The 12,832-nt window shown below is 73.6% G+C and carries 10 protein-coding genes; 8 read left to right on the plus strand and 2 right to left on the minus strand.

The features are described from left to right. The first annotated feature begins 21 nt into the window (after positions 1 to 21). From M4486_RS17540 to M4486_RS17570, 7 genes are all read left to right on the plus strand, one after another. The gene (locus M4486_RS17540) at positions 22 to 1,887 is read left to right on the plus strand and encodes a DUF7937 domain-containing protein (protein ID WP_249478612.1); all 1,866 of its coding nucleotides are present in this window, start codon (positions 22 to 24) and stop codon (positions 1,885 to 1,887) included. A 154-nt stretch (positions 1,888 to 2,041) separates the two neighbouring features. Continuing rightward, positions 2,042 to 3,370 (plus strand): uracil-xanthine permease family protein, encoded by a 1,329-nt coding sequence (locus tag M4486_RS17545; protein WP_249478613.1) that lies wholly within the window; start codon positions 2,042 to 2,044, stop codon positions 3,368 to 3,370. 11 nt (positions 3,371 to 3,381) lie between these two features. Continuing rightward, positions 3,382 to 4,221 carry a GNAT family N-acetyltransferase gene (locus M4486_RS17550; RefSeq protein WP_249478614.1) on the plus strand — a complete coding sequence of 280 codons (840 nt, stop codon included), beginning with the start codon at positions 3,382 to 3,384 and terminating at the stop codon, positions 4,219 to 4,221. 115 nt (positions 4,222 to 4,336) lie between these two features. Next, a complete protein-coding gene (gene glsA, locus M4486_RS17555; RefSeq protein WP_249478615.1) occupies positions 4,337 to 5,314 on the plus strand; it encodes a glutaminase A in 978 nt (325 codons plus the stop codon). 135 nt (positions 5,315 to 5,449) lie between these two features. Continuing rightward, on the plus strand, positions 5,450 to 6,355 hold the full coding sequence (locus M4486_RS17560) for an ABC transporter ATP-binding protein (RefSeq protein ID WP_249478616.1): 906 nt from the start codon (positions 5,450 to 5,452) through the stop codon (positions 6,353 to 6,355). A gap of 166 nt (positions 6,356 to 6,521) precedes the next feature. Continuing rightward, positions 6,522 to 7,607, plus strand: coding sequence for an iron-siderophore ABC transporter substrate-binding protein (locus M4486_RS17565; protein ID WP_249478617.1), 1,086 nt, complete (start codon positions 6,522 to 6,524; stop codon positions 7,605 to 7,607). Between the two features lie 7 nt (positions 7,608 to 7,614). Then, on the plus strand, positions 7,615 to 9,771 hold the full coding sequence (locus M4486_RS17570) for an iron ABC transporter permease (RefSeq protein WP_249478618.1): 2,157 nt from the start codon (positions 7,615 to 7,617) through the stop codon (positions 9,769 to 9,771). Positions 9,772 to 9,787: 16 nt separating this feature from the next. On the opposite strand, the gene M4486_RS17575 is transcribed toward M4486_RS17570, so the two are convergent. Beyond that, positions 9,788 to 10,819, minus strand: a complete 1,032-nt coding sequence (locus M4486_RS17575) for an arginine deiminase-related protein (RefSeq protein WP_249478619.1) — start codon at positions 10,817 to 10,819, stop codon at positions 9,788 to 9,790. Next, positions 10,816 to 11,850 carry an ornithine cyclodeaminase gene (locus M4486_RS17580; protein ID WP_249478620.1) on the minus strand — a complete coding sequence of 345 codons (1,035 nt, stop codon included), beginning with the start codon at positions 11,848 to 11,850 and terminating at the stop codon, positions 10,816 to 10,818. Before M4486_RS17580 ends, M4486_RS17575 begins: the two co-directional genes overlap by 4 nt. A 136-nt stretch (positions 11,851 to 11,986) precedes the next feature. On the opposite strand from M4486_RS17580, the gene M4486_RS17585 reads away from it, so the two are divergent. Continuing rightward, complete coding sequence (locus M4486_RS17585) at positions 11,987 to 12,442, plus strand: Lrp/AsnC family transcriptional regulator (protein WP_249478621.1); 456 nt, start codon at positions 11,987 to 11,989, stop codon at positions 12,440 to 12,442. Positions 12,443 to 12,832: the final 390 nt, after the last annotated feature.

Here is a 12,832-nt window from a genome sequence, read left to right on the forward strand (position 1 = left end):
CGAGGAGCAGGGAGGGACCGGATGGCGCGCGACCGCCGTGGCTCACGAGGCGGGGACGAGGACTGGATCTTCTCCGCGGATCCCGGGACGGTCCCCACCGAGAAGCTTCCCGGCCGCGAGGAGGTCGAGCTGCTCGCCGCCGAGCGGGCCGGCCACCCGCGGCACCGCAGGCCCGTGCGCCCGGCGGGGCCCGCGGGCGCACAGGAGGACGGGCAGACGGGCGACGACCTCCGCGACACCCGCACCGGCGCGCTCCCCGCGCTCGACGAGGACGGCGAGGTCCCCGAGGACGGCGCGACCGGCGGGAACCGCGCCGGAACCGATGCCGGGACGGACGTCGGGACCGATGCCGGGGACGACGCGAACTGGACCCGCGAGAGCACCGACGAGGACCCCGGCTCCCTCGCCCCGCGCGGCGAGGACGCCCCCGCGCCCGTCGGCGGCTCCCCGGGTGCGGGACGCGGCTCCTCCGCGACCTACGCGCGCTCGGGCACGACGCCGAACGCGGCCGACGCCCCGGGGCGCTCCCCGGCGATCCCCGCGCGCTTCGCCGACCTCGGCGCCTTCGACGCCCTGCGCGACGTCACCGCGTTCGTGTGCCTGGTCGCGGCCCTCTCTACCTCCTTCACCCACGCCGGGTACACCCCGGTGGACCTCATCGGCCGCATCGCGGTCGGCTTCGGCCTGCTCGTGCTCGTGGTGGTCCTCGTGCTGCGCTGGCTGCCGAAGTCCTCGCCGCTGCGGCTGGTGCGGACCGTCCGCGTGATCGGCCTCGCGCCCGTGCTGCTGGTGGCCGTCGGCACGATCATCGCCGACCTCGTGACCTCGATCCCCGTCATGTTCTCCCCGCTGCCCGAGGGGCCGCCCCTCGGCCTCGGGGCCGGGGTCTCCCTGCTGCTCGCGGGCGCCGTGGTCGGCATCGAGCCGCGCGCCCACGAGGGCTATCTGCCCTCGGCGCTCGCGCGGCGCCGCTCGCGCACGGTGATCGCCGCGATCGCCCTGGCCGCCGCGGCATCCTTCGTGTTCGCCGTGGTCATGCTCGTGGGCCGCGTGTTCGTCACCGGCTGGGCGTACTCGCTCATCACCTTCGCGAGCGCGCTCGTCTCCGCGCTGCTGCTGACGCTGCTCATCGGCGCGGCGCTGCGCCGCGACCGCTCCTGGTTCGTGTTCTGCGCGGGCGCCGCCTCGGGCCTGGTGATCCTCGCGATCGCCGACAACTCCCTGCGCCTCGAGTTCGCCGCCCCCACCTCGTTCGCCACGGACTTCGTCTACCTGCCCTTCGTGTTCGCCGCCTGGGGCGTGATGGTCTCGCGCTCGTTCGTGCGCACGATGCCGCTGAACTTCCAGCGCGTGGACTGGATCGTCTACGCCGTGCGCGCCTTCGAGTTCGGCGCGATCATGCACGCCGCGGCGATCGTGTGGAACCTGATCGCCGCCGTCGCCGCGATCGGGGGAGCGGGCATGGGCGGGCCTGTCATCCACGTGATGGATGCGGTGATCTCCGCGTGCTTCGTCGCGATCTCGCTGTTCGCGCGCCGCTCGCTGCTCGAGCGTCCGGCCGACGTGGCCCGCTCGAGCGCCGTCATCGCAGGCGTCGTCATGCTCGTGGTCGGCTTCCTCGACGTCATCGTGAACTCGCTCGCGACCGGTGCCGGGGCGGGGCTGATGACCGGCGGCGTCGCGCTCGCCGTCGGCGTCGTCGCGGCCCTCATGCTCACCGTGCCCGCCCCTGTGCGCGACGAGTACGGCGCGCCGGACCTCAGCCGCATGTTCGCCGACTTCCGCACTCGCAACGAGCCCGCCACCGCGGCCTCGCCGGACCTGATCCCCGACGTCTCCGCGGAGCGCGCACGGATCAAGGTCTTCCCCGGAGCCGCACGGCGCTGATCCTGTGCCCAGCGCACTGACCCGGCGGTCGGCGCGCTGGTCCGGTGCGCAACCCGCTCCGGTCGCGCTGATCCGCCGCCCGCGCCGGCCCGCCGGCCGACCGCGCTGACCCGCCGACCGTCCCCGACCCGCCCTCCTGACCCCTGGAGCACCCATGCCCGTCTGGACCCTGCACGGCGACGGCCGCTCCGTCGCCCCCGATGCGATCGTGCGCCCCGAGGAGCGCCTGGCGTGGCCGCTGACCATCGGCATCGGCGCCCAGCACGTGGTCGCCATGTTCGGCGCGACGTTCCTGGTCCCGCTGCTGACGGGCTTCCCGCCCTCGACGACGCTGCTGTTCAGCGGCATCGGCACCCTGCTGTTCCTGGCGATCACCCGCAACCGCGTGCCCAGCTACTTGGGGTCCTCCTTCGCGTTCATCGCCCCGATCACGGCCTCCACGCAGGCCGGGTCGATGTCCGCCGCCCTCGGCGGGGTGCTCGTCATCGGCATCGCGATGGCGCTGCTGGGGCTCCTCGTGCAGGCCGTGGGCACGCGCTGGATCGGGCTGCTCATGCCGCCCGTGGTGATGGGGTCGATCGTCGCCCTGATCGGCTTCAACCTCGCGCCGACGGCCTACGGGAACTTCCAGAAGTCCGCGGTCACCGCGACCATCACCCTGTTCGCCGTGGTGCTGTGCACGGCGCTGTTCAAGGGCATGCTGGGCCGGGTCTCCGTGCTGCTCGGCGTGATCATCGGGTACCTGGTCGCCGTTGCCCGCGGCGAGGTCGACTTCACCGCCTTCCACGAGGCGCACTGGCTGGGGCTGCCCCAGTTCCACCACCCCACCCTGGACCTCTCGCTGCTGCCGATGTTCCTGCCGGTGATCGTGGTGCTGCTGGCGGAGAACGTCGGCCACGTGACGAGCGTGGGGCTGATGACCGGGCGGAACCTCGACCACATGGTGGGGCGCACGCTCGCCTCCGACGGCATCGCCACGGCGCTCTCGGCCTGCTTCGGGGGCTCGCCGACCACCACCTACGGCGAGAACATCGGCGTCATGTCCGCGACCCGCGTGTACTCGACCGCCGCCTACTGGGTCGCGGGGGTCGTCGCGATCCTGCTCTCGCTCTCCCCGAAGGTGGGCGCCCTCATCAACACGATCCCGCCGGGCGTGCTGGGCGGCGTGACCTTCGTGCTCTACGGGCTCATCGGCATCGTGGGCGTGCGCATGTGGGTCGACGGGAACGTCGACTTCTCCCGCCCCAAGAACCAGATCACCGCGGGCGTCGCCCTCGTGGTGGGCATCGCGAACGTCACCTGGACCTTCGGCGGCATCCAGCTCACGGGCATCGCGCTGGGCACCCTCGCCGCGCTCGTCATCTACCACCTGATGGCCGGGATCGGACGGCTGACCGGGACGGACCGGGCGGCGGCGCCCGCCGATGCAGCAGCGGCGCCGACGGACCACGAGCAGACGCGGCCCGTCGACCCGGAGCGGTGAGGAGCGACGACATGACGGCCCCGCTCACCCGCCTCGCCACGCCCGCCGACCGCGACCTGGTCCGCACCCTGCGCCTGCGCACCCTGCAGGAGGATCCCGAGGCGTTCGGATCGACCTACGAGGGGACCCTCGAGCGCGAGCGCGAGGATCCGACCTACTGGGACCGCTTCCTCGGGCTCGGCGCATGCATCCTGGCGACCCCCGAGGGCGGCGAGGCCCCACGGGGCATCGCTCGGGTCGTCCCCGCGACGGTGCCGGGGGAGCCGGCCATGATCGTCTCGGTGTGGGTCGCCCCGGAGGCGCGCGGAACCGGTGCGGGCCGGGCCCTCATCGACGCCTGCATCGACTGGGCCGAGGAGCACCTTCCCGGGGTGCGGCTCCGGCTGCACGTGATGCGGGAGAACCCGGCCGCTCGACGGGTCTACGAGCGCTGCGGTTTCGGGGAGATCGGAGCGGATCCGGAGGACCCCGCGCAGCTCGTCATGGAGCGCCGCTCGGGCCGCGCCCTCCCCGCCGTGCTGCTGCCCACCGCGCTCGTCGCCCGCTATCGGGCCGTGGACCGGGAGGTCGTCGGCTCCCCGCATCTGGACACCCCCTCGCACCTCGATGCGATCGAGGCCGACGCGCGCGACCACGGCATCCGCACCCCGCTCGACCTCGCCTTCAACGAGCAGTTCGCGACGCTCGACGGGAACCACCGCGTGGCCGTCGCCCTGCGCCTCGGCCTCGCCCAGGTGCCCGTGCACGTCACTCGTCGGCTGCTGAGCCCCCGCCCCGAGCACGCCCGACCGGTGCGCCCCGAGGATCTCGCCGTGCTCGAGGAGGCGCTCGCGAGCGTGCAGCCCGACTGAGGTGCCGACGGGGCGGGCGCGATCGCCTGCCCGCACCGCCGGTCCTCACCGCCCCGCCGGCCCGCCCGCAGCGCCGGGCTGGGGAGTTCGCCGCGCCCCGTGTACGGTCCGAAGGGTGACCAGCGCGCTCAGCACCTACTTCGACCGGCAGATGCACGTCCTCGGCTCCGCCGTGCCCGACGGCGACGTCCCCGACCTCGCCCGCCTCTCCGGTGCCCGCGAGGACCACCTCGGCGTCGCCCTGTGCATGACCGACGGCGAGATCATGACCGCCGGAACCGACCACTGCTTCCCGATCCAGTCGATCTCCAAGGCCTTCGCCTACGGCGCCGCGATCGACCTTCACGGCCTCGAGTACGTGAACTCGATCGTCGACGAGGAGCCCACGGGCGAGCAGTTCAACGCCCTCAGCCTCGACGTGTGGACGAAGAAGCCCAAGAACCCGCTGGTGAACATCGGGGCGATCCGCACGCACGCGATGCTCGGCCCCACCCAGGGCGAGCGCACCGAGCGCCTGCGCTCCGTGCTCGAGGCCGCCGCCGGGCACACCCTCGCCCTCCACGAGGCGACCCGCCGCGAGGAGGCCCGCACGGCGGACCGCAATCTCGCGCTCGCGTACATGCTGCGGGCCGCCGGCTCGATGACCGAGGAGGCCCACGAGGTCGTCGAGGGGTACATCGAGGGGTGCGCGGTCCTCGCCTCGGTCACCGATCTCGCCGTGATGGCCGCGACCCTCGCCTCGGGCGGCACGAACCCGCTGACGGGCGAGGAGGTCTTCTCCCGCGTCGCCGCCCGCAAGACCCTCTCCGTCATGCTCACCTGCGGGATGTACGACAACGCGGGCGACTGGGTGAGCGACGTGGGCCTGCCCGCGAAGTCCGGGGTGGCCGGCGGCATCATCGCCGCGCTGCCCTCCCGCTTCGGCATCGCGACCTACGCCCCGCAGCTGGACCTGCACGGCAACTCCGTGCGCGGCACCCTCCTGTTCGAGCGCTTCAGCGAGGACTTCGCCCTGCACATGCTCGACGGCGTCGAGCCCATGGACCTCGAGCGCCGCGCCGCCGAGATCGTCGAGGTGAGCGGGGAGCACTGAGGGCGCCGTCCCTCTCGCGCCCTCGCCTCCCCGCCGCGTCCCTCGCTCCCTCGCCCTCCCGCTGTGCCGCAGTGCACAGCTCTGAGGGCGGTCCGGGGGTGTGGTCGGACATGGGGCACGGTTAGGCTCTCCTTCATGACGACCGATCTCCGATCGACCGCCGTCGAGGAGAGCGCCGTCCCCGCCGAGGACCTCGCCGCCGACGGACCGGGCGAGACCTCCCGGAACCCCGCACCCCTGGACCCCGCGCGCCGGCTCGACGCCGAGGGCCTCGTGCTGCGCTACGGCCGCAGCGAGGTCGTCCACGGCGTCGACCTGCAGATCCGCCCCGGCGAGGTCACCGTTCTGCTGGGCCCCAACGGCAGCGGCAAGTCGACCGTGCTGCGCGCCGTCTCCCGCCTGCACCCGCTGACCCGTGGCGAGGTGCGCATCGCCGAGCGCGACGCGGTGCTGATGGGCGCCAAGGAGTTCGCGCGCACCCTCACCCTGTTCTCCCAGAGCCGCGGCACCCCGCAGGGCCTCACGGTGCGCGAGGTCGTCGGCTTCGGCCGTCACCCGCACCGCCGCCGCTTCGCCGGTCTCTCCGAGGCCGACGAGGCCGCGATCGAGCGCGCCATGGAGCTGACCGGCACCGCGGCCTTCGCCGCGCGCGGCGTCGGCGAGCTCTCCGGCGGCGAGGTCCAGCGCGTCTGGCTCGCCTCCTGCCTCGCCCAGGACACCGGCATCGTCCTGCTCGACGAGCCCACCAACCACCTCGACCTGCGCTATCAGATCGAGACCCTCGACCTCGTGAAGGACCTCGCGACCGAGCACGGCGCCGCGATCGGCGTGGTCCTGCACGACCTCGCCCAGGCCGCCCGCATCGCCGACCGCGTGGTGCTGCTGCGCCGCGGCGACGTCCACGCCGCCGGCACCGTCGACGAGGTCCTCACCTCGCAGCATCTCAGCGAGGTCTACGAGATACCCATCGAGACCAGCACCGATCCCGCCAGCGGACGCCGCCGGATCGAGGTCGCCGAGCGACGCCCGCGCGCCCGCTGAACTCCCGTCGTCCCGAGCGCCGCCCCCGCACCCCCTTCTGCACCCCGGTCCCGCGTCGCCCCACACTTCGCCCCGCCCCACCCCGCGCTTCGCCCCGCCGCAGCCGCCACCCGGCCGCACACCGTCCCGCCCACCCGGCCGCCCGGCCGTCATCCCCCGGAGAACCATGACCACCACCTCGCTCAGGACCCTCGCGCCGACGTCCGCCTCGTCGCGCCCGTCCCCGCTGCGCCGCCTCGGCGCCGTCCTCACCCTGGGCCTCACGGCCCTCTCGCTCGCCGCCTGCGGCACCACCGACGTCGAGGCGTCCACGGACGCCACGAAGGACGCCTCCGCCGTGTCCGAGTCCTGCGCCGACGACTCCACCTCGACGGCGACCGGCCCCGTCGAGCTCACCGACGACTTCGGCCGCACCGTGAAGCTCGACGAGCCCGCGAAGCGCGTCGCCGTCCTCGAATGGCAGCAGACCGAGGACCTCCTCAGCCTCTGCGTGACCCCCGTGGGCGTCGCCGACGCCGAGGGCTTCAGCACCTGGGACACCGCCGAGAAGCTGCCCGACGGCGTCACCGACGTCGGCCAGCGCGGCGAGCCCGACCTCGACACCCTCTACGGCACGAACCCCGACCTCATCATCGTCGAGGCCTCCAGCAAGGACGACGAGATCATCGGCCAGCTCGAGGAGCGCGGAGTGCCCGTGCTCGCCACCCAGGGCGCCGACGCGAAGGACCCCATCGGGAACATGAAGGACCTGTTCTCCCTGATCGGGAAGGCGACGGGCCGCACCGAGCGGGCCGACGCGGTCCTCCAGGAGTTCGACCAGCACCTCGCCGAGGCCAAGAAGAAGGTCGCGGACGTCGACCTGCCCACGCGCGACTTCGTCTACTTCGACGGCTGGGTCGACGGCGGCAACGTCTCCATCCGCCCCTTCGGCAAGGGCGCACTGTTCAGCGCGCTCGGCGAGCAGCTCGGGCTGAAGCCCGCCTGGACCGGGAAGACCGACGCGATCTACGGGCTCGGCCAGACCGACATCGAGGGCCTCACCTCCGTGGGCGACGCGAACCTCTTCTACACGTCGACCGACGACCCGGCCGGCAACTACGTCACCGAGCTCGAGAAGAACGACATCTGGACCTCGCTGCCCGCCGTCGAGGACGGCCGCGCCCACCCGTTCCCCTCGAGCATCTGGACCTTCGGCGGCCCCCGCACCTCCGAGCAGGCGGTCGACGCCTACGTCGACGCGCTCACGAAGTGACCCGCCCGTGAGCCCCACGGCGAGCCCGACCACCACCCCCGAGGGCGCGGAGCGGACCCCGGCCGCGACGCCGGCCCCGGCCGCGCCCCGGCGCCCGGGCGTCGGCGCGCTGCTCGCGGGCGGCGGCGGGCTCGTCGTGCTCGCCGTGGTGCTCGTGGTCGTCGGCGCCTGGCACCTCACCCAGGGGACCTCGGGCGTCGGCCTCGGGGACCTGCTGCGCGCCGCCGTCGGGGCGGAGCCCGCCGACCGGGCGGGAGAGGGCGGCGTCCCCGTCTCCGCGATCTTCTCGGCCTCGCGCCTGCCGCGGCTGCTCGCCGGGATCGCCGTCGGCTTCGCTCTCGGCGCGGCCGGCGCCGTCCTGCAGTCCATCTCCCGCAACGCCCTCGCCTCGCCCGACACCCTCGCGGTGACCGCCGGCTCCTACCTCGCGATCGTCGCCGTCGCCGCCTTCGGACTGGCCGTGCCGATCTGGGCCTCCGGCGCCGTGGCCTTCGCCGGCGGGCTTGCCGCCGCGGGCCTCGTTCTCGCGATCTCGGGCGGTGCGGGGACCTCCACCACCCGGCTCGTGCTCGCCGGGTCCGCCGTCGCGCTCGCCCTGCAGGCCGCGACCTCCGCCCTGCTGATCCTCTTCGAGGTGCAGACCACGGGCCTGTTCGCGTGGGGGAGCGGCTCCCTCGCCCAGCTGAACCTCGACGCCTCCCTGCGCGCCATCCCGGTGATCGCCGGGGTGCTCGTGGTGATGCTGCTGATCTCCCGGCGCCTGGACATCCTGGGACTGGGCGACGACGCCGCCTCCTCGCTCGGCATCCCCGTGCGCCGCACCCGCGTGCTCGGGATCCTCGGCGCCGTGCTGCTCACCGCGATCGCCGTGACCGTCGCCGGACCCGTCGGCTTCGTGGGACTGGGCGCGCCGGTACTCGCCCGCCTGCTCGCGGTGCTGCTGCCCGCCCTCCACCGCCACGTGCTGCTCGTCCCCGCCTCGGGACTCCTGGGTGCGCTCGTCGTCATCACGGCCGACGCGCTGCTGCGGGGCATCGCCGGCGCCGAGGCCGCCGCAAAGATCCCCACCGGCATCGCGACCTCCCTGCTGGGCGCGATCATCATGATCGTCCTGGCCCGTCGGCTGCGTGACTCGGGGCCCGCGAAGGAGCCGCCGCAGGCCCGCACCCCGCCGCGCTCCGGAAGGCGCGCCCTCGTGATCGGCGTGATCGTCCTCGCGGCGCTCGCCGGAGCCGCACTCGTCGGACTGCTCGCGGGCAGCCTCTGGCTGCGCACGGGCGACGTGCTCCTGTGGATCCAGCACGCGGCGCCGGCGCCCGTGCGGTTCGCGCTCGACGAGCGCCTCCCGAGGACCACCGCCGCGATCGTGGGCGGGGCGTCCCTCGCGCTCGCCGGCAGCGTCGTGCAGTCCACCGTCCGCAACCCGCTCGCCGAGCCCGGCATCCTCGGCATCACCGCCGGGGCGGGCCTGGGCGCCGTGCTGGCGATCGGCGCCGGCGGCGCGGGCGGCGCGAGCAGGCCCGTGATGGTGGGCGCCGCCATCGTCGGCGGCCTCGTCACCTTCGCCGTCATCTACCTGCTGGCCTGGCGGCGCGGCATCCGTCCCGAGCGCCTCGTGCTCGTGGGCATCGGCATGGGCTTCGCCCTCTCCTCCCTCTCCACGTTCCTGCTGCTGTGGCAGAACCCGTGGGACACGCCGCGCCTGCTCACCTGGCTCTCCGGCACCACCTACGGCCGCAGCCTCGTCGACGTCGCGATCGTCGCGATCGCCCTCGTGCTCATCGCGCCCTTCGTGCTCTCCCGCTCGCGCGAGCTCGACCTGCTCGCGCTCGACGAGGACTCCCCGCGGATCCTCGGCGTGCGCCTGGAGCACACCCGTCTCGCGGTGATCGCGTGCGCGGCCGTGCTCGCCTCGGTGAGCGTCATCGCGGTGGGCACGATCGGGTTCGTGGGGCTCGTCGCCCCGCACCTCGCGAGGGCCCTCGTCGGCGCGCGGCACGTGCGCTCCGTGCCGGTCGCGATGCTGCTGGGCGCGCTGCTGGTGAGCATCGCCGACACGATCGGCCGCACGCTCATCGCCCCCGCCCAGGTTCCCGCAGGGCTGGTGGTGGCGATCATCGGGGCGCCCTACTTCGTGTGGCTGCTCTGGCGCTCGCGCGCGTGAGGAGCCGGCGAGCAGCTCAGACGCGCGGCGCCAGGTGGATCCCGGCGATCATGCAGCGCACCGAGCCGCCCGCCGTCTCGATCGTCGGCACCTCGACCGCGCGCACCCGGCACGAGCGCTCGATCCGGCGGACCTGATCCGGGGTGAGCGCCGCCGCGGCGGTCGCGGACATCATCAGCGAGCGCTCGCCCGCGGCGTCACTCGCGGCGCCGCCTGCGGCGCCGCCCGCCGGACCGGCAGCCGACGGGCCGGCATCCGCCGCGACCTCGAGGCAGTTCCCCGCGAAGGCCCGCACCTGGCCCTCGTCGAGCTCGACGACCTCCCTGCCGCCCGCACGCAGACGCTCCCGCACCGCCTCGCGCCGCGCCGGGTCCCGGATCATCGAGGCACCCAGGAGGGCGACCTCGGCCCCCACGCTCATCAGCACGTTCGTGTGATAGACGGGCACGCCCGCGGCATCGGCCGCATCGAAGACGAGGGGCTCGAGACCGAGATCCGCGCACACCTCCGCCAGCAGCGTCTCGTCGAGGCGCCGCGAGCGGCACGCGAACGCCGTGCGCGTGACGTCGTCGAGCACCATCGCCCCGGTGCCCTCGAGATAGCGCGCATCGGCCTCGCCGTCGGAGTAGTCGACGACCCTGCGCACGTGGAAGCGGGTGCGCAGGGCGGCGACGATGTCCGCGCGGCGCTCGGCGCGGCGGCTGGGCGCATACATGGGGAACAGCGCGAGCGTGCCGTCCGCGTGCGTGCTCAGCCAGTTGTTCGGGAACACGCTGTCCGGGGTCGCCGTGCCCGGGTCGTCGAACATCGTCACCGCGACGCCCGCCGCGTCGAGCGCGTCCGCGAGGCGCCCCACCTCGTCGTACGCCCGCCGGGCGAGGACGACGGGATCCACGGCCCGCGCGGCGCCGAGGGACTGGAAGGCGTTGTCGAGCGCGGTCTCCGGGTTCGCCGTGAAGTGGTGGGGCCGCACCAGCAGGGCCCGCGACGGGGACTGCACGGGGAGCGAGGGCGACGTCCGAGCGCCGGCGAGGGCCGGGGCACTCATCGCCCGCCGACCGGAGACAGCGAGCTGACCAGCGAGAACAGGTCCTTCGGGTCGCTCGGGGAGGCCACCAGGTCCACGTCGGAGACCAGGTCGGTGCCCTTCGTCGCGTCGCGTGCGCAGCGCAGGCCCGAGAAGTCGGAGATCGCGAAGCCCACCGAGTCGAACACGGTGATCTGCTCGGGCGAGGTGCGCCCCGCGGCCGTGCCCGTGAGCACCTCCCAGAGCTCGGTGACGGCGAAGTCCTCCGGCATCTGCTGGATCTCGCCCTCGATGCGGGTATGCGGCGTGAACTCGACGAACACGTCCCCGGCCTCGAGGATCCGCGGGTCCAGCTCGGTCTTGCCGGGGCAGTCGCCGCCGATCGCGTTGACGTGCACGCCGGGGCGCACGTCGGCCAGGTCCAGGACCCGGTTCTGGGCCTTGTCGGCGGTGCAGGTCGTGATGATGTCCGCGCCCTCGGCCGCCTCGGCGGCGGTCGCCGCGTCGTGGATGCGGAAGCCGAGCGGCTCGAGGTTGCGGCGCACCTTGTCGACCGCCGCGGGGTCGACGTCGAACACGCGCAGGTCCTCGATGCCGAGGACCCCGCGGAAGGCGAGGGCCTGGAACTCCGACTGCGAGCCCGCGCCGATGAGGGCGAGCACGCGGGAGTCGGGCCGGGCGAGGGTGCGGGCCGCGAGGGCGGAGGTGGCCGCGGTGCGCAGCGCCGTCAGCAGCGTCATCTCGGACAGGAACACGGGGTAGCCGTTGTCGACGTCGGCGAGGACGCCGAAGGCGGTCACGGTCTGGAAGCCGCGCGCGGGGTTCGAGGGGTGGCCGTTGACGTACTTGAACGCGTACGTCTCGCCGTCGGAGGTCGGCATCAGCTCGATCACGCCGAAGGGCGTGTGGCTCGCGATCCGGGGGATCCGCTCGAAGCTCTGCCAGCGCCGGAAGTCGTGGTCGAGGTAGCCGACCATGGTGGTGAGGATGTTCTGGGCGCCGTCCCGCACGATCCAGCGGGCCATGTTCGCCACGTCGAGCAGCTGCGTCATCGTCATCGCTCCGTCTCTCGCGGTGTGCCTGGTGAAGCTCAGAGTAGATTTCGCAGATGGCAGGCGGAAGAGCAGGATCGCGCGAGATCTGCCAAGTGCATGCGCAGTCTGCGAGCCGGGATCTAGCATTCTGCGCATGAACACTGCACGGGACGGCTCTGCGGACCGGCTGACGGATCTGGACCGGCGGCTGCTGGCGGCGCTGCGCACCGACGGCCGCGCGCCGATCGCCTCGCTCGCGCAGCGGCTCGGCGTCTCGCGGGCCACGGTCTCGCACCGGATCGAGAAGCTCACCGCCCGGGGCGTCATCGTCGGCTTCTCGGTGCGCGTGCGCGACTACGCGCAGGCGGCGCCCGTGCGCGCGATCTCCTTCATCGAGGTCGAGGGCCGCACGACGGATCGAGCGATCGACGCCCTGCGCGGCTTCGTCGAGATCCAGAACCTCCACACCACCAACGGCGGCTGGGACCTGGTCGCCGAGATCGCCTGCGAGGACCTCGCGGCCTTCGACGGCGTGCTGCGCCGGATCCGCGGCATCGAGGGCGTCGTCAACTCGGAGACGAGCCTGCTGCTCAGCTCGGTGGTGCGCTGAGGGAGCCGGGACGACGTCGTCGTCGTGGCCCGGGCATGGGCGGACCCGCAGGCTGCGCTCGTGCGCCTGCCGGATGGACGGGGTCCGGCGCCTGCGGGTCCGGGCAGCTCGGTGGGATTCGCTGCACGTCCCTCGATCTGGTGGTCGGCGGCGTTGCCGCCGGTCAGGTCGATGGCCGCCTCAGCGGCGAGCCACCTCACATGTCCGAGAGAACTTCATCTGTCGGATCACCTCCTTCCCTGTGTCCGACGAGCGTAGGACCGGACTCGAGCGGGCGGCAAGGGATTAACGGGAGCGGGCGGCACGGGATTCTCAGGAGCGGGCGGCACGGGATCAACAGGAGCGTGCGTCACGGGTTCCACCGGTGCCGGCAGAGGGGCGGCGTGTTCT

The organism is Brachybacterium kimchii, assembly GCF_023373525.1.
GTDB lineage: Bacteria > Actinomycetota > Actinomycetes > Actinomycetales > Dermabacteraceae > Brachybacterium > Brachybacterium kimchii.

Bases quoted from the DNA above. Each gene is read 5' to 3' on its own strand.
- M4486_RS17565 (WP_249478617.1), top strand. From the start codon at position 6,522: ATGACCACCACCTCGCTCAGGACCCTCGCGCCGACGTCCGCCTCGTCG.
- M4486_RS17585 (WP_249478621.1), top strand. From the start codon at position 11,987: ATGAACACTGCACGGGACGGCTCTGCGGACCGGCTGACGGATCTGGAC.
- M4486_RS17545 (WP_249478613.1), top strand. From the start codon at position 2,042: ATGCCCGTCTGGACCCTGCACGGCGACGGCCGCTCCGTCGCCCCCGAT.
- M4486_RS17580 (WP_249478620.1), bottom strand. From the start codon at position 11,850: ATGACGCAGCTGCTCGACGTGGCGAACATGGCCCGCTGGATCGTGCGG.
- M4486_RS17560 (WP_249478616.1), top strand. From the start codon at position 5,450: ATGACGACCGATCTCCGATCGACCGCCGTCGAGGAGAGCGCCGTCCCC.
- M4486_RS17575 (WP_249478619.1), bottom strand. From the start codon at position 10,819: ATGAGTGCCCCGGCCCTCGCCGGCGCTCGGACGTCGCCCTCGCTCCCC.
- M4486_RS17540 (WP_249478612.1), top strand. From the start codon at position 22: ATGGCGCGCGACCGCCGTGGCTCACGAGGCGGGGACGAGGACTGGATC.
- M4486_RS17550 (WP_249478614.1), top strand. From the start codon at position 3,382: ATGACGGCCCCGCTCACCCGCCTCGCCACGCCCGCCGACCGCGACCTG.